This window comes from uncultured Nisaea sp. (genome assembly GCF_963974195.1).
Taxonomy (GTDB): Bacteria; Pseudomonadota; Alphaproteobacteria; order Thalassobaculales; family Thalassobaculaceae; genus Nisaea.
On record NZ_CAXBDC010000088.1, the window covers coordinates 1 to 19,482 of the forward strand.

General features: G+C 54.7%; 9 protein-coding genes. 8 read left to right on the forward strand and 1 reads right to left on the reverse strand.

The annotated features are described in order from the left end of the window. The 4 genes from AAC126_RS16955 to AAC126_RS16970 all read left to right on the forward strand — a co-directional run. A partial coding sequence (locus AAC126_RS16955; protein ID WP_339855448.1) for a hypothetical protein occupies positions 1 to 578 on the forward strand: 578 nt, incomplete at its 5' end. 1 nt (position 579) lies between these two features. After that, the gene (locus AAC126_RS16960) at positions 580 to 1,002 is read left to right on the forward strand and encodes a hypothetical protein (RefSeq protein WP_339855450.1); all 423 of its coding nucleotides are present in this window, start codon (positions 580 to 582) and stop codon (positions 1,000 to 1,002) included. Between the two features lie 106 nt (positions 1,003 to 1,108). Continuing rightward, complete coding sequence (locus tag AAC126_RS16965; protein WP_339855451.1) at positions 1,109 to 1,423, forward strand: type II toxin-antitoxin system RelE/ParE family toxin; 315 nt, start codon at positions 1,109 to 1,111, stop codon at positions 1,421 to 1,423. Beyond that, positions 1,420 to 1,698, forward strand: a complete 279-nt coding sequence (locus tag AAC126_RS16970) for a helix-turn-helix transcriptional regulator (RefSeq protein ID WP_339855453.1) — start codon at positions 1,420 to 1,422, stop codon at positions 1,696 to 1,698. Before AAC126_RS16965 ends, AAC126_RS16970 begins: the two co-directional genes overlap by 4 nt. A gap of 312 nt (positions 1,699 to 2,010) precedes the next feature. Here AAC126_RS16970 and AAC126_RS16975 read toward each other — a convergent pair whose 3' ends face one another. Then, a complete protein-coding gene (locus tag AAC126_RS16975; protein ID WP_339855456.1) occupies positions 2,011 to 3,198 on the reverse strand; it encodes an FkbM family methyltransferase in 1,188 nt (395 codons plus the stop codon). 1,266 nt (positions 3,199 to 4,464) lie between these two features. On the opposite strand from AAC126_RS16975, the gene AAC126_RS16980 reads away from it, so the two are divergent. The 4 genes from AAC126_RS16980 to AAC126_RS16995 all read left to right on the forward strand — a co-directional run. After that, positions 4,465 to 6,657, forward strand: coding sequence for a type I secretion system permease/ATPase (locus tag AAC126_RS16980; RefSeq protein ID WP_339855458.1), 2,193 nt, complete (start codon positions 4,465 to 4,467; stop codon positions 6,655 to 6,657). Positions 6,658 to 6,731: 74 nt separating this feature from the next. Beyond that, on the forward strand, positions 6,732 to 8,414 hold the full coding sequence (locus AAC126_RS16985; RefSeq protein WP_339855460.1) for an HlyD family type I secretion periplasmic adaptor subunit: 1,683 nt from the start codon (positions 6,732 to 6,734) through the stop codon (positions 8,412 to 8,414). Continuing rightward, the gene (locus tag AAC126_RS16990; RefSeq protein WP_339855462.1) at positions 8,411 to 9,241 is read left to right on the forward strand and encodes a hypothetical protein; all 831 of its coding nucleotides are present in this window, start codon (positions 8,411 to 8,413) and stop codon (positions 9,239 to 9,241) included. Before AAC126_RS16985 ends, AAC126_RS16990 begins: the two co-directional genes overlap by 4 nt. Positions 9,242 to 11,678: 2,437 nt before the next feature. After that, on the forward strand, positions 11,679 to 19,482 hold a 7,804-nt coding region (locus tag AAC126_RS16995; protein ID WP_339855465.1), incomplete at its 3' end, for a Calx-beta domain-containing protein.

The following is a 19,482-nucleotide window of genomic DNA, read 5'->3' on the forward strand; positions in this document are numbered from 1 at the left end:
GGAAAATGGAAATCTGCACCTTCAAAAATGGCGCTCTGACGATCAAGGCCGGAAACCTTAATTCCACCATCAAGGCCGAAGATATCCAGCAACATTGGAATCTCCTTTCGCACTATCCGGAAAGACGCGCCCGGATTGAACTCGAAGGCTTGGCCGCACGCGTTCATGATTTCAACACGCATCTATCCGCGCTTGCCAACAAGGGCGGCGAACTCGATACAGCCGCCGAGCTGGAGAGGTTCGCCGGAAAACTTTTGAAACTCACCCGCGCCTATTGGCACTCAGAGGGGCGTTGCGCATCGTGGTTTGTCGTCGGCGCTGCGCGGTTCCCGACTGCGCGGAATAGTAAGCGCATGGATATTGCCGACCGGCGGTCGAGCGAGATAGGCGAGCACCTGAAACGGGCAAAGAAAGCCACCACCCGAGCCGCTTTCCCGCATGGCGAACCAGACGGACCAGTGCGCGGAAGGCAACCCCGACGCGCCGGAATTACTCCGTCAGCGGATCGCAGCCAGGGTATCAGACCAAGAGCGCATGAAGGGTGCGAACAAGGCCATACGAAGCGTCAAGAGCGGTGACGTGGCCGAAATGGCGCAAGCCGTATCAGATGCAATTGGCTGTTCACTTATTGATGCTGCCGCCATCGTGCAGCCGGACTTTTGCGGGCGGCGGGGATATCCGTCCCATGCGACGAGCAACAACAACGCCGAAATCAAGAGGCTCAAGGATCGGCTGGCCGTTTTGGAAGCGAAGCGGGAGCAGGGCGGTAAAGAGACCGTTCACAATACAACAGCGGGCCGTGTCGAGGTTGTCGAGAACGTCGAGGCTGACCGTATCCAGTTAGTCTTTCCGGGCAAGCCAGACGCGGAAACCCGATCTATGCTCAAGACCAATGGTTTTCGCTGGTCGCCCCGCGCGGGCGCGTGGCAACGGCACCTTAACAATGCCGGGCGAGGGGCGGTGCAGCAGGTTCTTTCGGGACTTCAGCGTGATGCAGCCTAGCTAGGGCAGGGGGTGAAAATTGCGATTTCCTGTGCTTTTGACTTGCAAAAATATCGCATATTTGCTATATTAAATAATCGATTGAGGGGGCGGTATGCAGTGGTCAATGAAGTTTCTGGACGAGAAAGTTAAGGCTGAATTCTTATCGTTACCCGATGATATCAGAGCACGTTTCTATAACTTCAAGGATCTGCTGGAACAGGTCGGGATCGATAAGCTAGGCCCGAAACGAGTAAAGCACTTGAGAGGCAAGCTATGGGAAATCCGGCTGACTGGTCGGGACGGTATCGGTCGAGCCATTTATGTAACAGCGTCCGGGCGGCAGGTGGTCGTTTTGCACGCTTTCATGAAGAAGACCCAGAAAACACCGGCATCGGCAATTGCATTGGCCGAACAGCGAGCAAGGGAGATGGATCAATGATCGATATCGATGAAGTGCGGGAAGAGGATTTCAAAAATAACCCGGCCGTAAAAGCTGAGTATGAAAAGATGCGCCCGGTCTACAAGCTGATAGGCAGGCTTATAGAGGCGAGGACGCGGGCAGGTTTGACGCAAAGCGAGATAGCGAAGCGGATGAAAACGACCCAATCCGTTATTTCCCGCATGGAAAGCGGCGGCAGTATGCCGAGCATTAAAATGGTAGCCCGGTATGCGGAAGCAACGGGGTATGAAGTTGGTCTTGTTCGGGCGGAATAGACCGGGTGCAGCGCTTCGTCTGATTTCGTGTCCTGGCGCCGGGGCGGTTCTCGCTTCGCTCGTCGCGGCCATCCCCTTGGTCCGGCGCATCCAAGATCGCATGTGACCATGGTTCAACCGCCCTTGATTGATGATGACAATGACCCGAACCCGGCATCGATCGACCTATGCATCAAAGGCGGGCAAGATGTTCCGCCATGGTGTCGATCATGACCTGACCGGTTCGCTTAGCATGTGAGGGCTCTGCTCCGTCGCGGGGGCAGCTCCCTCATACACATCAGAATCTATGTGGCGAACCCTCGGTCCCGGCGATCAGTCCCGCACGCAATTCATGTTCTTCAGATCATCCCCGACTTTGCACGTGAATCCGGCCGCTTCGATGCTGCGAAGTGCTGCTGCGTTTCTGGGGTCCTCAACGCGAATTTCCAAGCGGATCGAGCGCAGTCGAGGGTCGTTCAGCGTGTGTTGCATTCCCGCGATAATTTGATGTTCGGTGCCGTCGACATCGATCTTGATATGGTTCGGGAAATCAACGAGGCCTTCGGAGATAAGGTCATCAAGGCGATATCCTTGTACCTGCTCCATGGAATTCCCGTTCTGGGCTGCATCAGTATTCGAGCCGTCGAAGGTCTGTGTCGCTGCGCCCGGATATTGACGCTGATACGATAGTGCCCCTTCTTTGGTTGTATCAGAAAGTGCTACGCGAAGCGGGGTTACCAAGTTGGTGGCGTTATTGAGGGAGATGTTTCTTTGTAATTCTGTATAATTAACGGAATATGGTTCGAGTGAAAATACGCGACATTTTTTCGTCTTTGCAGCAACGATCGAAAAAGATCCAATATTAGCTCCGATATCGATGAAGATATCGTCATGATTAAATGAAGATATCAATCGTAGTAGGCCCGGCTCGTGTGCAAAAAAGTACTTAATTCTGAAATCAATGAAGTTGTTCGAAATATGATGTTTTACAAGATTTCCACCAATTAAAATTTTTGCAATATTGTTTTTAATTTCAGCGGATCTTGCCGTTCCTCCAAAACTGATGTTAACGGATCGTCTGCCAAATTCCTCAGATAATCGAGCTAAAACATTCCAAATTGGTTCTTTATTTTCTACCATCATGCACATTGTTTTAAATATTACACAATTCAGGAATGTATTATCTGTCCATTCTGTGGAGTTGACGCCGTGCAGAGGAAAAAATCTATTTTCTACTTTGTTGAGTATTTCAGAAAAATCTTCCTTTGCCATGGGTTGAAGGTCCAACATTTCCTTCGCGGAGCCGACGGAATTCATCAAGCTGCCCACTAAATCGGAAACGCGTGTGTGCAGAAATTTGCTCGACGGGAAGCGCACCAGAGCGCGATCGAGAATATAGATTGCTTCTAGTGGCCGTTTGTTTGCGATGGACGCATCGACAGCAGCAACGCACTCGCTTTTTGAAGCCTGGTTCAATCGGAGCCGGTCGTGAAATTGGGCTGGCATTTCGGACAGAATCATTTGCAATACACTTTTGTCGTTTGTATTTCGCGAAGCTTTATCGTGCAGAAAATAAAGGGGGGGGGGCACGCACCTTGATTTCTTTCTTATCAAGGAACTGACCTTGCTCCAATCAGCGATGTGACGCCAGACAGCTTAGGACTAGAATTTCCGAACTTGCCGCGACGACAAACCTCGATGAACGTGATCTGCAGCTTCTGGATTATGCTAATGTAGAGAAACCTCAGAAAAGGCTACGCCCGACGATCTCCGCCCAGGCAAACTTAAATTCTTCCTTTTGGCCATCTGAACCTTGTTCTTTGGCCGTGGAACAAGCCGCCGTTCGGGACTTTGGGTGTCATCAATGATGTAGGGCGATTGATGCGCTGAACGTCAATGCGCGAGCTGAAACCGTAGTTTCTACGATTCCTGTTTTGTTCTGCGCATGGTATACTCTGGCCATGCTATCGCTTGCACATCTTCGCCTGCGTCTCGTCGACCCCGCTTGTAATCGCAATCGCGTCTACGAGCTTGAGATTGATCGTGATCTTTTGGGAGATATCACGGTAACGGCACGCTTCGGCCGACACGGCTCCAAGCTGCGCGACGTAATCTCCCTGGCTGGATCTCTGGTTGAGGCGAACAAGATCGCATCAGCTGCCCTCCGTCGCCGCCTCACTGCTCGCCGTCGTCTTGGAAGCGCGTATGTCCTCACAATGGCCGACGGCGATTGCGCGCAACTGGTGAGCCAATGGCAGAAGGCCGGCGGCGCTGATCGGCGCACACAGCGACGGCAACGGCCAACAATACAGGCTCGTGAATGTGCTCCGGCCGAGCTGCCACTTTTTGCTGCTTGATAATATGCTTCCGCTTCGCGCCGCCAGCGACGTGACGTTATCAATTTCATGCAATGGCAGTTCAACGAGCTATCATTATTTAATCATTGGTTGTGAATGGTAAGTTTTATACTTGAAGCACAATCATTGGCCGAGGCTGATTGTGGCTCTGTGTCAAGCAGTCGAGAATATAATGAGGTGCGAATCAAAGCGTAAAATAGTGTATATTTATCAGTAAATTAAAAACATCTCCTGATACATCCATCTAATACTGTTAAGGCTTATTAAGCCCGTTAACCATTCATTTACCTTGAACGAAAATCCAAATTCGTCATAAGCCAGTATTTGTATCTGGCGGTGACAGGTCGCCTAAAAATTTAGATAAATTGAGGTTGATTAAACGGTGTCCGAGGCAGAAACAAGGACGGCTGAACGCGGCGGAATCAGGGCATTGGCTGCTCTGTTCGCGCTGATCGGCTTTCCCGTGCCCGGGCACAGGCTCGCTCATGAACTTGGCATGGAGGAAGGGGCGGCGACGGCGGAGGATTTTCTGGCTGTGGCCCGGTCTTTCGATTGCGATGCCACGCTCAAGAACATTCCGGCCGGAAAGATCGCCGGTGCGCGCTTGCCCGCCATTGCGGAACTCAGGCGTGGGGATAACGTTCATTTCGTCCTGGTTGGCCGGGCCAGTGCGGACAAAATCCTTTTGACTGATCCGGAGAGCGGCAAGCCGGCGACGTGGCCGATCTCCGATTTCGAGGCGCTCTATGCCGGGCGCTTGCTCGAGGTATCGCCGCCACGCACGGCCGAGGCGATGGACCGGCAACCCTTCGGCTTTTCCTGGTTCGTGCCGATCATGCTCAAATACAAGCATCTGATCGCCGAGGTCGCAATCGCCTCGTTCCTGCTGCAGATCTTCGCGTTGTCGACGCCGCTGTTCTTCATGCTGATCATGGACAAGGTGCTGAGCACCGGCGCCATGACGACCCTCGATGTGCTCGCCGTGGGTTTGTTGGCCGTCGGGATCTTCGAATTCACCATGGGCGTGCTGCGCAGCCGGTTGATGTCCTTTGCCACGCACCGGATCGATGTTGAGCTCGCCGGGCGGTTTTTTCGGCATCTTTCCAGTCTGCCCGCCAGCTTTTTCGCCAGTCGTCAGACCGGCCGGACCACGGCGCGCGCGCAGGAGTTGCAGCAGATCCGCTCCTTTCTCACGGGCTCCGCACCGACCGCGGTGATCGATCTGCTGTTCTCCGTCGTCTTCCTTGGCGTCATCGCCTATTTCGGGGCGTTCCTCGCGCTTGTCGTCGGCATCGGCATGCTGCTGATCTTCCTCACCTACGGCATCGTCACACCGATCCTGAAGAAGCGGCTGATGTCGAAAGCGACGAACATGACGGAGAACCAGGGCTTTCTGGTGGAGACCGTGTTCGGCATGGAGACGGTGAAAAGCCTTGCGGTCGAGCCGGCGCTGCAACGCTCCTGGGAGCGGCAGATGGCGGACCAGACCCTCTGGGGCGAGAAGAGCGAGAAGCTGACTCAGGGCGCGAACCAGCTGGTCACCCTGATCAACCGGGTCTGCGTCGTCGTCACACTCTATCTCGGCGCCCGTTTCGTGATCGACGGCAGCATGTCGGCGGGCCAGCTCGTCGCGGTCAACATGATGACCATGCGGGCGCTGGCCCCGGCCCAGCGGGTGGCGCAGATGTGGAACCAGCTTCAGCAGGTGGTGCTCTCTGTCTCCCGGCTCGGCGAGGTGATGAACGCGGTGCCGGAGCCGAAGACGACCAGTTCCGCCGCTCTGCCGGATATCCGCGGCCGGGTCGAGTTCCGCAATGTCTCTTTCCGCTACAGCGAGGAGACGCCGGATGTGCTGGAGGATGTCAGCTTCACGCTGCAGCCCGGCACGGTGGCGGCCATTGTCGGCCCGTCCGGCTCGGGCAAGAGCACCATCGCCAAACTGATCCAGCGTCTCTATTGGCCGCAGAAGGGCAAGATCCTGGTGGACGGGGTGGACCTTGCCCTGGTCGACCCGGCCTGGCTGCGCCGCCAGGTGGCGCATGTGCTGCAGGACCCGTTCCTGTTCAATCGGTCTATCCGGGACAATATTGCCGTCGCCGATCCGACCATGCCGATGGAGCAGGTCATGGAGGCGGCGAAACTGACCGGCGCGCACGACTTCATTCTCGGCCTGCCGAACGCCTACGACACGGTGATCGGCGAGCGCGGCGCGAAGGTCTCCGGCGGCGAGCGGCAGCGCATTGTGCTGGCGCGCGCGCTCGCGACAAATCCGCGTATCCTCATTCTGGATGAAGCAACTTCTGCGTTGGATTTTGAAGCGGAACGGTTGATTCAGGAGCGTATGGGTGAAATTTGTGCGGGCCGCACGGTAATAATTATCACACATAGATTGACATCCGTGCGCGGACTTCGGAACATCCTTGTCGTCGAGAATGGACAGATCCAGGACACCGGAAATCATCACGACCTGATTGCACGGGACGGCTGGTACGCAAGGATGGACCGCTTGCAGGACCGGCCTCTGGTGGAGCGGCCTCACACGGATCGTACAGGCGGGGACCAGCCTGCCGGGGGCCGTGTGATCGGGGGCGTGCGTAAAGAGGAGCGGCAGGACGCGGGATAGCGTTCGGCTATTGGGGACTTAAAGGCCACCACCCGGACGGCTCTAGGGGGCGGTGGCAGGCAGTTGGGGACTTCATGGTTGCATTGGCGCAAATCGTGCCGAAGCGGATGACGGCGGAGGAGCTGGCGCGTGAGCGTGCGGCGTCCGCCGGTGCGCCTGCCGAACATCATCGCCCGGATGAGCACCCGTCCGCCGTCACCCCGGCGGAGGCCGGGGCCCATGGGATCGAAGGGCGGGGAGCGGGATCTCTGGATACCGGCCTTCGCCGGTATGACGATGAGGGAGGATCGCAAGACCCGCCCAACAAAATGGCCGCCGCTTCGGGCGGGGACGGGACGCTCGACCGGGACACCCTCAAGGATCTGCATGACAGCTTTCTCTCCAGCCGGGTGGAGGCGTCGGTGGCGCCGCCGTCGGCTCTGGTCATGGTGCTGCCGGCGCTGTTCGGCCTGATGCTGCTGCTGGCCGGTACATGGGCCTGGTTCGGGCATCTGGATATCGTGGTGGCAGCGCCGGGCAAGATCGTGCCGGGCAGCAAGGTGAAGGTGGTGGAGAGCAGCCTGCCAGGCATTGTCCGCGGCATCCATGTCGCGGACGGCGATCACGTTGCCGAGGGCGATCCGCTGATCTCCCTCGATCCGACGGAAAGCGACGCGGATCTGGAAAAGCTGACCCGGGAATGGCTGGCCGCCCTGCTCGATGTGGCGCGGGAGGAAGCGCTGATCGGCGCCGCCGCGCTGGCCTCGGGCGGCGCGCCGTTGCCGCCGCAGGAATTGTTCGAGATCCCGGAGGGCGCACCGGTGCACGAGGTGGCCGAAAGCCTTGCTGTGATGCGGGCGGAATGGGCGGCGCTGATGGGGGAGCGTATCCGGGCCGGGCGGGAGGCCGCGCGGGCGCGGGCGACGCTGGCCTCGCTCCGGGCGGAGCATGACAAGGTGGCGGCGGTGCTGCCGCTGCTGACGGAACGGGTCGACGGCCAGCGCATCCTCTTTGAGAAACAACTGACGCAGAAATCCGTCTATCTGGAGCATGAGCAGGCGCTGCTGGAAACCCGGCATCAAGGTCTGGTGCTGGACAAGCAGATCGAGGAAGCCCAGGCGACTCTCGCCAGTGCGGAGGCAACGGCGGAGAACCTGCTGCTCGCTTTCGAGGCGCAGCGCCAGCGCGCCCTGGCGGAAGCCCGGCAGAAGGCAAACGCGGCGACCCAGGAACGGATCAAGGCAACCGACCGGGTCGGCCGCCTGACGCTCGCGGCACCGGTGGCGGGGGAAGTCACCGGCCTCTCCCTGCACACGCTCGGCGGCTATGTCCAGCCCGGCGCGCCGCTGATGCGGATCGTGCCGGACGGCGACCGGCTGACGGTCGAGGCGACGGTAACAAACCGGAACATCGGCTTTATCGAGATCGGCCAGCGTGCGGCAGTAAAGGTCGATGCCTTCAACTACATGCGCTACGGCAGCATCGAGGGAAGGATCGTCAGCCTCAGCGCCGACGCCGTTGTACCCCAGGACGCGAACAACGCAGCCGGCGCGGCAACGACCGGCCCCCGGGGCGGACCGACAGCGGCACCGCAGATGCTGTCCTATACGGCGCGGATCGAGATCGAACGGGAACATCTGAATGTGGATGGAAGAGAAGTGCGTCTGGTGCCGGGCATGTCGGTGACGGCGGACTTGCTGACGGGAGAGAGACGGGTGCTGGAATATGTGCTGCAGCCAGTGCTGCGTTATGCGAGTGAAGGGATGCGGGAACGATGAATCTTCATTTTCAAAAATATTTTTCAATGAAGGAGTTTGGTTTTTCTCTTCGTCGATATTTGTACCGAGTAATCTTGATTCTTTTTTTGACGATATCAGGAAGTGTTAACGCTCAGTCTTGGATCGATGTAAAACATCTAACTCCAGAGGAGATTGCAATTAATTTTCTTTCAAGTGTATCCGAATATAAATCAAGAAAAGGATTAGATGATTATAAAGTACATAGTAAGATAGTAAATGATGCTGGTGTCATATATGTTAAGGTTTTTATTAGTCCTGAAAATTATTTAAAAATAGAAAGCAAAATTACAAAAAAATTAAATTTATATTCAATAATATTAGGAAAAGAATTGAATATTTCTATAAATAATGATGATATGCGCGAATCAAAAGAAATTGTTAATATTTATTTTTCGAACAGGAAGAATGTTTTCGATGTTTTGAAAGAATATGAAGATAGTGGTCGTGATTTTGGCCGTTATGAGGGGGACCTGTGTGCCAGAAGTGCACTTTATAATGTTAACGGTTTTATAGAAGAGGTTTTTTCGACAGTAAATATGTCTCTTAATGATGGAGGATTAAATAAATGCATTAATAATGTATTGTTTCATTCTTTTTATTTTGGCGATGTTTCGTATTATGGAGATGATAATATAGATAAAAAAGAAAGCTCTCTTACGGGCGAGGACATACTAAATATGAGAATTCTGTATGATGACAGGATTCCTCTTTCTATAGGAGAAAGTAGCGATGTGAGTATTGTGATTCCTGTTGCAAGAGATGCAAAGAAATGGTTTTGCTTGGCTGTAGGCCAGAATGATTGTTAGGTGAAAATCAATGAGTACAAATCAAGATATTATTAATGATGCTCTTTTGCGTGTGGCTGACCCAAATTGGACGAATAGCGCAGACTATTATTTAAAGTATGAAGCAAATAGGGCGAATATTTCCTCCATCGTTTCAACTGTAGGGGATGTATCTGGAACGTTTAGAGTTGGAACTGTTAATTTTGATTATAAAGTTGATGCAGTAAATAATATTATCGGCGGTAGAATTTTAGTTGGTGGGCAAGGAAGTGTAAGTCCCGCTGATCTTGGGAAGTACTTACCTAGAGGTATTCCACGTACTCAAGCAGTTGCTATAGCTGCTGAGCTTGGAGTTGTTCTAATTGACATAGAATACGATCTTGATACGAACAAAACAATAGCCAGGTCTTATGTGTCTGCAAAAATTAGTGCTACAGGTGAGGCTAGTTCAGTAGATGTTTCGTTTGATGGTCATATTGAGGCGCAAGCAGGGGTTGATTGGGGGAAATTATTTACTAAGGGAGATGAGGGGCTTTTCGGCGAGATTTCTGCAGGCGTTCAAGCAAACTTTGGGGGTGATCAGGTAAATGTCCAGCTCGGATACAAATTAAATTTAACAGAAATTTACGTAGATCAGGGGGATGAAATTCCTAATTGGGTAAACCCTCCTGGAGTGGATTATATTCCTCCGTATGAAGGAGATACTTATGTTTTTAATGGGGATATTTATGAGAGGAGCGAAGTTGAGCAAATATTGCGTACTAAATTAGTGCCAAATAAAGCATCAATATCTGAAGATTTGATACAGGTTACTGTTGATGTGATAATGAGGGAAAATCTAGATCTGAATTTCCCTCTTCAGAAATACGATGAGTTATACGATAGGTTTCTTCTGAATAAATCAGAATTTCGTATTCAGTATTTCCGAGAAAATCCAGATATACCAGATCCTGTAGTGTTTAAGGATTCTCGAGTTTATGAATTTAGCAACGGAGATAAGATAGTAGTACGGGATAACTCTAGTAATGGGGAGTTAGAGTATTATAGGTATGGCAACTTTGTAGACAAAATAAGTAAAGACGAGATAGAATGGGATCTATTTGATGGTGTCAGAAAGTTTTTTGATAATGTAGAAGATTCCGCTGGTGAATTTTCTCAAATATCTACTGAATATAATCCATATTATGACGATATAGATTATTCTTGGGATGATGTACGATTTGAATATAAATTCAATGAAAATTATATCAGATTACAATCTGATGTTCTTGATGATGCCGGTTACTACAGGAAAGCATTAGCGGTACTTGAGGACGGGTTGACCAGTGGAACTGGCGTTGGTGACAAGCTAATTGTAGATCACGAGGTTTTCGAGGACTCGAAAACTGGTAGAGTGGTTGTTTTAATAAATCAAAGAAATCTAGATAACGGGCTAACAGAATTAAGTTCTATTTCTTTTGATGGTAGTTCAAACGTTGCATATGTAGAGCACAGATTTGAAAAAATTGGTGAGGGAGATACTGTTAAATTATATGAAGAAAAAATAGCATACGTTAACGGAACTCCAGTACTTTCGAAAATATTTGATACAGAAACAGGAACTGTATCTATAATACCTGTCCAAAGAGATTCTGAGACAGGACAATTTATTCCTAGATCGGGTGATAAGGAAGACTATCAAACTGGGATAACTCTTACTAACGAACCAATAGACGGCGCCGATGTTGCGTTCGGTGTGGCTGCGCAACTCATTACAACATTCGTTGAAATAGATGACCCACTAGCGGAGCTGTTGTTCGATACAACGGTCAATTTCGCTGCATCGACAGTGGGGAACGCTTTAGCATCTGGGAACACTATTACGCTGGAAAGCGCTTTGAGTGATTTCGGGGCAAGCTTGCTTACGGCCGGCGCGGGGGTTGCCGGCGGACGGTTCGGGGCACTTATAGGTGAGGATATCGGCGGTGACGTTGGTGCCCGGATCGGGAGTGCCGCTGGAAGTGTTGCTGCGCAACAAGCGGCAAAATATATTATTAGTTCTGTCCTGAATGATACTGCTGAATTGACTGCCGCCCAGGCAGCCGAGGCCGCGACCAATGCTGCAAGCGCATTGACTATTTCAATTGCGACTGTCGCAGCAAAAGTTGCGATAAACGAATTAGCTTTACTTGCAGGTGTTAACCCTGGTGAAGCCAACGCGCTTTCATCGGTTGCCGGAACGATAACCACTCTTGCTGTCGCTGAATCTCTCGGGGCCACAACTTTCGGTGCTACAGCGGCCGGTGGCATGGCGCTATTAGGTCCTTTGGCTATTCTAGGTGCAGGGATAGCAGTTTATCAAGTCGTCACTGCAGACGACCCTGAAGCGGCAGCGGATCTTTCATTCAACGTCGATGGTGAGCTGGAAGAAATTGGCTCATATGTCGACGATGACGGGCCAATTAATTTCATCCACAGTTTGTCAGACACGGCAGTCGGCGTCGTTAACAAGATAGTGGAAGAGATCGGCGGCACGATTGTCAAACCCGAACTCTACAATCTGCGTTTTGAGTTCGATGGGGGCGATTTCTCAAGCATTGTAACCCGGCACGACGATTTCTATGACGAGCTGGAATATATCAGTCCTGTCGATCTTTCTGGCCAGCAGCTGGAGGATTTCCCGGAAGGATATTTCACCAGGACTCCTGCGACGACTGACGGTCTCAGCGCTCAAGGACTATGGGTAGACCCTGCCACGAGCTTGGTCAGCATGGACAACCCCAACTTCGACCCAGACAATTCTCCGGAATCCGAGCCACAGATCATCCCTGTTCCGTACTTTCTCGCTGACCCGGAAACAGGTGAATTCGTTTACGACCTGGCGAATCTCGCAACCGCAGAAGAGCGAGGGCTTGAGATTCACAGGGGATTCCGGGGGGTCATCGGGAATAATTACGATGAAGATATCATCGGATGGGATACTAAACGAAGCACCACCCCCAAGCGCTGGGACAACGAAGATCCGGACGACGAGCCGATCACCATTCTCGACAGTTTTGTCATCGGTCTGCTGAAGGATGCTGAAATCGAGGGCGGCGATCCCTTCCTCAAACAGCTGCTCAACGTGATTGATGACAGAGCGTCGGTCGCACAGTTGATGGCGGAAGTGACAACGACAAAGCTGTACGAGAATTATCTGATGGCCCAGCCGGAGATCGACGCACTCCTTGTGAACGATCCGGAGAGCGAAGAGGCTAATTACTGGCGGCAGGTACTGGAGCGGGCGACGACGCCCGCCAGTGAAGGCGGCCAGGAGCTGGATTCCGTGAATGCCCAGGAAGCTTTGCTCTGGTGGCTTGAAGCGGCCGGCAAGCGGCCGGAACGGGATTTTGATCTGGAGAAGGATCTTACCGAGCAGTCGGTATCCGAGGGTCAGGATACCCTGACCGGAACCGATGACCGTGACATCATTTATGGCAATCTGGGAAACGATACCCTCTATGGGGATGATGCAACCACAAGAGGGGAAGGCTCGGCTGACACACTGTACGGCGGCCAGGGCGATGATGTTGTCTATGGCAATCAGGGGGACGACGACCTCCATGGAAATCTGGGCTCGGACACGCTTTACGGCGGCCAGGGGCTCGATATTCTCTATGGAAATCAAGGCAATGATATCCTCTACGGAAACCTTGGCTGGGATACCGTTTATGGTGGCGAAGGAAATGACGTTGTCTATGGCAACCAAGGCCGGGACGATCTCTTCGGCAACAAGGGCAACGATACAATTTTCGGAGGCCAGGATGGCGACTGGCTCGACGGCATGTCTGGCGACGACCTCGCCAATGGCGGGTTAGGCAGCGATACTATATTCGGCGGCGCTGGTGACGACACTCTCTCCGGAGCAAGTGGGGAAGACCAGCTCGACGGCGGGGATGGCGCCGATATCATTTATGGCAATGAGCAGAATGATCTGCTCGCCGGCGGTTCTGGCATCGACACGCTTTATGGCGGCCAGCAGGATGACACACTTATGGGTGGCGCGGGCGCCGATGCCCTCTATGGCGGCGAAGGCGTTGACGTCGCTTCCTATGCAGATAACGAAACTGCCGTTTATGTAAATCTGGCGGACACAATAAACACAGCGACCGGAGGCAATGCGGAGGGCGATACGTTCTTCGACATCGAGGGTGCGGTCGGCTCGGACTTCGACGACACGTTCCATGGGGATTCGGACGTCAACCATTTCGAGGGCGGGTTGGGGAACGACACCGTCTATGCCTGGGAAGGTGCGGACACGGTTGATGGCGGGGCGGGTAACGATCTCGTCTATGGTAATTACGGCGACGATTTGCTGTCCGGCGGCGAAGGCATGGACACGGTCTATGGCGGCCAGGACAACGACATTGCCTATGGCAACCAGGGTGACGATTCCGTCGATGGCGGCATCGGCGATGATTCGATGTTTGGCGGGCAGGACAACGATACGCTCATCGGTGCCGCCGGTAACGACAGTCTGCTCGGAAATACCGGGAACGATCATGTCCTCGGTGGTGAGGGCAACGATGTCGTCTACGGCAATACGGGCGACGACACCGTAGATGGTGGTGCCGGCCTCGATACGGTCTATGGCGGCCAGGACAACGATATCGCTGGCGGTGGCGACGGCGACGATGTCGTTTATGGCAACAAGGGCAATGACAGCGTAAACGGCGGCGCGGGCAACGATACGGTCTATGGCGGCGAGAACGAGGATCTGGTGGGTGGCGATGACGGCGATGACATTGTCTACGGTAACCAGGGCTGGGATATTCTCGACGGCGGCCTTGGCAACGATACGGTCTATGGCGGCCAGGACAGCGATATCGTGGGCGGCGGCGACGGCGACGATATCGTCTATGGCAACAGGGACAATGACAGCGTAAACGGCGGTGCTGGCAACGATACGGTCTATGGCGGCGAGAACGAGGACCTGGTGGGCGGCGATGGCGGCGACGACGTTGTCTACGGTAACCAGGGCTGGGATATGCTCTATGGCGGTGAGGGGGCCGATACCCTCTATGGCGGTCAGAATGCCGACATTCTCGCCGGTGAAGATGGCGCCGATGTAATCTACGGCAATCTCGGCAATGACACACTCCATGGCTCAACCGATCAATCCGGTGAGGGAGACGAGTCCGCCGATACGCTCTATGGCGGCCAGGGCGACGACGTTGTTTATGGCAACAAGGGTAACGACCACCTCGAGGGTAATAAAGGCGCCGACACACTCTTTGGGGGACAGGGTGACGATGTACTCCTGGGTGGTGAAGGCAACGACGTGCTGGAAGGCGGCGCGGGTAACGACACCATGGATGGTGGCGAGGGTATTGACCGGCTGAGCTATGCCAAGTCAACCAGTGGCGTGATTGCCAAACTCGGGATGCAGAGTGGCGGTACCGCTGGTGAGGCTGATGTCGTCACCAATGTCGAAGAGCTGGAAGGCTCGACCTTCGACGACTCGCTTGAGGGCAGTGATCAGGGAGACGTGATCCTCGGCGGCGGCGGCTCCGACACCATGGTTGGCCATCACGGCACGGACACCATGTCCGGCGGCGAAGGCGGAGATTACATCCGGGGCGGCACCGGCGGCGACCTGATCTACGGTAACCAGGGTGACGATACGCTCTATGGTGGCTATGCCACCGAGGATAACCTGGCGGACGAATCCCGGGACACCATGTTCGGCGGTCAGGGCAACGACGTGGTCTATGGTAACCAGGGCGAGGACTGGCTACAGGGCAACAAGGGTGATGATACGCTCTATGGCGGTCAGGGCGACGATGCCGTGATCGGCCAGGAAGGCGCGGACGTGCTGGTCGGCGGCAAGGGTTTTGCCTTCCTTGATGGCGGCAATGACGGCGACACCTACCGCTTCGTGCGTAACTATGCGCTCGGGGACCAGGCGGCGGCAGTGGTCTACGATTCCGGCACGAATGGCGGTACTGACGTGCTGGAACTGGTCGGCTTCACCCGTAACGATGTCGTTTTGCATCAGGATAACGAAATCCTGACCATCTATGCGGCGGATGGCGCCGAGATGCAGATTATCGGCAATACGATCGAGCAGATCCGTTTCGTCGACTGGGATGGCACTGATCTCGGCGGTACCATTAATAACGGCGAGCTTCCAGATTTCACGATTTATGCGACCGGTGCGGCTCCGTCGATGCAGAGCGGCGGGATGACCCATGCCGGAGGAGGAGGTCTCTATCTCGGCAGCGGGAACCAGTATTGGAGCGCGGGGGAAGGCAGCGACCTCATCTATGCCAATCAGGGCAACGATACGGTCAGCGGCAATGGCGGCAACGACTCCATTTATGGCGGCAAGGACGACGACCGGCTTTACGGTGGCGCGGATCAGGACCTGCTTCTGGGTAATATGGGCAACGATTATCTTGATGGCGGTGACGGCGACGACACCCTCGTCGGGGCCGGAACCATCGAGGAATACGGATCCGACACGCTGGACGGCGGTAACGGACAGGATCTGATTATTGGCGATGCCGGCGATGATTACGCTTATGGCCGTCAGGGCAATGACCGGATGTATGGCAACCTTGGCAACGACGTTCTCGAAGGCAACGAGGGTAATGACAGTCTCTTCGGTGGCCAGGGCAGCGACAATGTCCATGGTGGCCAGGACAACGACACGGTCTTCGGCAACAGAGGTTCCGACACGGTCCATGGCGGTATGGGTGACGACCTTGTCTACGGCAACGAAGGCAACGATACCGTTTTCGGCGGAGAGGGTAATGACCAAGGCTTCGGCGGCCAGGGCAACGACCGGGTTTCCGGTGATGCGGGGCAGGACACGCTGGTTGGCGGTCTCGGGGACGACACGCTCGATGGCGGAGAAGGCAGCGACGTAATCGTCTTCTCCGGGAATGGTGTCCATATAGGGACCGATATAGCCCAGGATACAGGCGGCGTTAACGATTATGACATCGTCCAGTTCGAAGGCTCACGCACCGATTATACGATCAGCAAGAATGCGGATGGCCATCTGGTGGTCACCAGTAATCAAGACCGTGGCGCCATGGTGCTGCAGAACTACGAAGTAGAGCACATTATCTTCGTCGATGATTACAACGCCGGAAGCATGGCCAGCGGCGGTAACTTCAGCAAGACGAGTTCTGTCCAGCTCAATCAGGATCAGATGACGCTGCTGACTAATTATTATGCAGCGCAGGGCTATTCGACGGCGGCCTTCGCCGAAGACATCAAGGCTATCCTTGCCGGCACCAAAAGCTGGCCGATCGAAGCCGGCACGGTTTCCGGTGGCGCGGTCGTCGCCGCCGAGAGCATTAATTCCTCCCTTTATACCGGCGTATCCTATTCGGCACTGAGTGGTGCCAGCGGAGACGATAGTCTCTACGGCTCGAGCGGTGATGAAACCCTGTCTGGCGGGGGCGGGTCAGATGCCGTGTCGGGAGGAAGTGGTGATGACATCCTGGATGGCGGTGCTGGCGCTGACATGCTTGATGGCGGAGACGGGGATGATTTGATCTCCGGCGGCGAGGATGCAGACACGATCTATGCTGGCGCTGGTAGTGACACGCTGGATGGTGGCAGTGGCGCAGATCTGCTCGATGGCGGTACCCGGGCTGATCTCATCAGTGGCGGTGCTGGCAATGATACGATTCTCGGTGGAGATGGCGCGGATACGCTGGACGGGGGCGAGGGGATCGACCTTGTCGATTATTCACTTTCCGACGAAGCGGTTGGCGTTGATCTGGCGGCAGGAATAGGAACCGAAGGTGATGCCGACGAGGATCGTTATTCCGGCATCGAAAATGTCGATGGCTCCGCAAATGACGATACGATCACAGGCTCCGATGTGGCCAACACGCTTGTTGGCGCTGACGGGAATGATGAAATTGACGGCGGTGCAGGCGATGACAGCCTGGTAGGCGGTAGCGGCGACGATACGCTGCAAGGCGGCGCAGGCGCGGATACACTGGAAGGCGGCGCGGGTGATGATACAGCCGATTACAGCCAGTCGGAATCCGCCGTCTCTGTCGATCTTTCTTCTGGGGCTGGCCTCATAGGGGATGCGGAAGGCGACGTTATTACCGATGTCGAGAACCTGATCGGGGGTAATGGCGATGATACACTCGTCGGCTCAGACGGCGGGAACGAGATAAGCGGCGGTGCTGGTGCGGACGAGATTTCAGGTGGTGCTGGTGACGACACGCTTGAAGGTGAAGATGGCGACGATCTGCTTTCTGGTGGAACCGGCAACGACCTCCTGGATGGTGGCGATGGAGCGGACACCCTGGTGGGGGCACAGGGCGTTGATGTCGCGATCGGCGGAGAAGGCTCAGATCTGTTCGTGATCACCGGCGACGGGTCCGGAAGCGTGGTCGTATCAGACTTCGATGCGGATGCTGGCGATAGGCTGGCGCTGGATATGGCAGATGCCGTGGCTGAAACCGCCGCTGTCCTGGATATCATCGCGCACCAGACACAGTTCGAGAGCGACGCCATCTTTGACGTTGATGGGGCGATCCAGACCATCGCCGGTATTGACCGGGCATTGACGACGGATGATTTCGGGTTCGGCCGCTTCACGATTGAGGCCGCATCAGAAACCGTCAATGAAGGTGACGGACAAGCCTATTTCATCATCCGTCGCGAGGGCGATGCTAGCCGGGAAGCATCGGTAGATCTTGATCTTTCCGATAGTTCAAGCACGGCGGTCGCTGGTGTGGACTATGACGCACCAACCTCTTCGACATTGACCTTTGCCAAGGGTGAACGCGCGAAAACCGTCTCTATCGATCTGAGGGATAATGGCCGGATCGATGGGCAGTCAGTGATGCTGTCGATTGCTCTCACCAATGCTGTTCTCGGTATTATCGAGGGAGCCGCAGCCGAAGTGACGATCGATGACATGCTTGGTGAGGTTGTCGTCGGAACAGATGGCGACGATCTGCTGTCCGGTGATGCGGGCGCCAATTTCATGTCAGGTGCAGGCGGTAACGACACGCTGCTCGGTCTTGATGGCGGTGACAGGCTGATCGGCAACGAAGGTGATGACAGCCTTGACGGCGGCAACGATGACGACTTCATCGAAGGAGCTGGAGGCGCCGATACTCTGATCGGTGGCGCCGGAAACGACTATCTTTCCTATGAGACGGACACGGTTGGCGTTTCGGTCGATCTTGAGACCGGTGCGGCGAGTGGAGGGGATGCGGAAGGCGATAGCCTGAGTGGTTTTGAAGGCCTAATCGGCGGTGCCGGCAACGACACACTCGTTGGAAGCACTGGCGATAATACACTTAAAGGTGGCGAAGGCGACGACATCATTGATGGCGGGGATGGAACCGACAGCATCGTCGGCGGCGAAGGCAACGACATCGTTATAGGCGGAGCCGGCAGCGATACCATCTCTGGCGGAAGTGGGATTGATGCAGTCGATTACTCCCAGTCCTCCTCCGCTGTCACGGTCGATCTTGAGACCGGCGCCGCGAGTGGAGGGGATGCGGAAGGCGATATCATATCCGACGTTGAGGTGGTGATCGGCTCCTCGGTCAATGATGTGGTTGCTGGCGGTGATCTTGATGAGACGCTTTCAGGCGCTGCTGGTGATGACACGCTCTTGGGTGGAGCTGGTGCCGATCTTCTGGATGGTGGCGATGGCAACGACAGTCTAGATGGCGGTGCTGGCTCTGACCTTGTTTACGCTGGTGCCGGTGATGACGTTATCCAAGACGATGGTGCGGACACTATTTATGGCGGTGATGGTTCCGACACGGTCTACACGAGTGATGTATCCGATCTCACTCGTCTGCACGATATTGAGGAAATCAGGCTTCTGGACGGCACGTTGGTTGTCAATGGAGGGGACACTACGGATAGCTTGCTCGGAACTGCCGATGCGGATCTGATGCTTGGTCTCGGAGGTGACGACACGCTGGAAGGTGGAACAGGTGCCGACACGCTGTCTGGTGGTGCTGGCTCTGACCTTGTTTATGGTGGTGTCGGAAATGATGTCATCTATGACGATGGTCTGGACGTGGTTTATGGCGGTGATGGCGACGATACAGTTTACACCTCGGATGCGTCTGATCTGAGCCGGTTCCATGATGTTGAAGAAGTTCGGGTCGATGATGGAAGCATCGTGACCTTTGGCACCAATTCCGCTGACAATGTGGTCGGTGGCGAAAATGTCGATACGATCCTCGGCGCTGCTGGTGATGACACGCTCTTGGGTGGAGCTGGTGCCGATCTTCTGGATG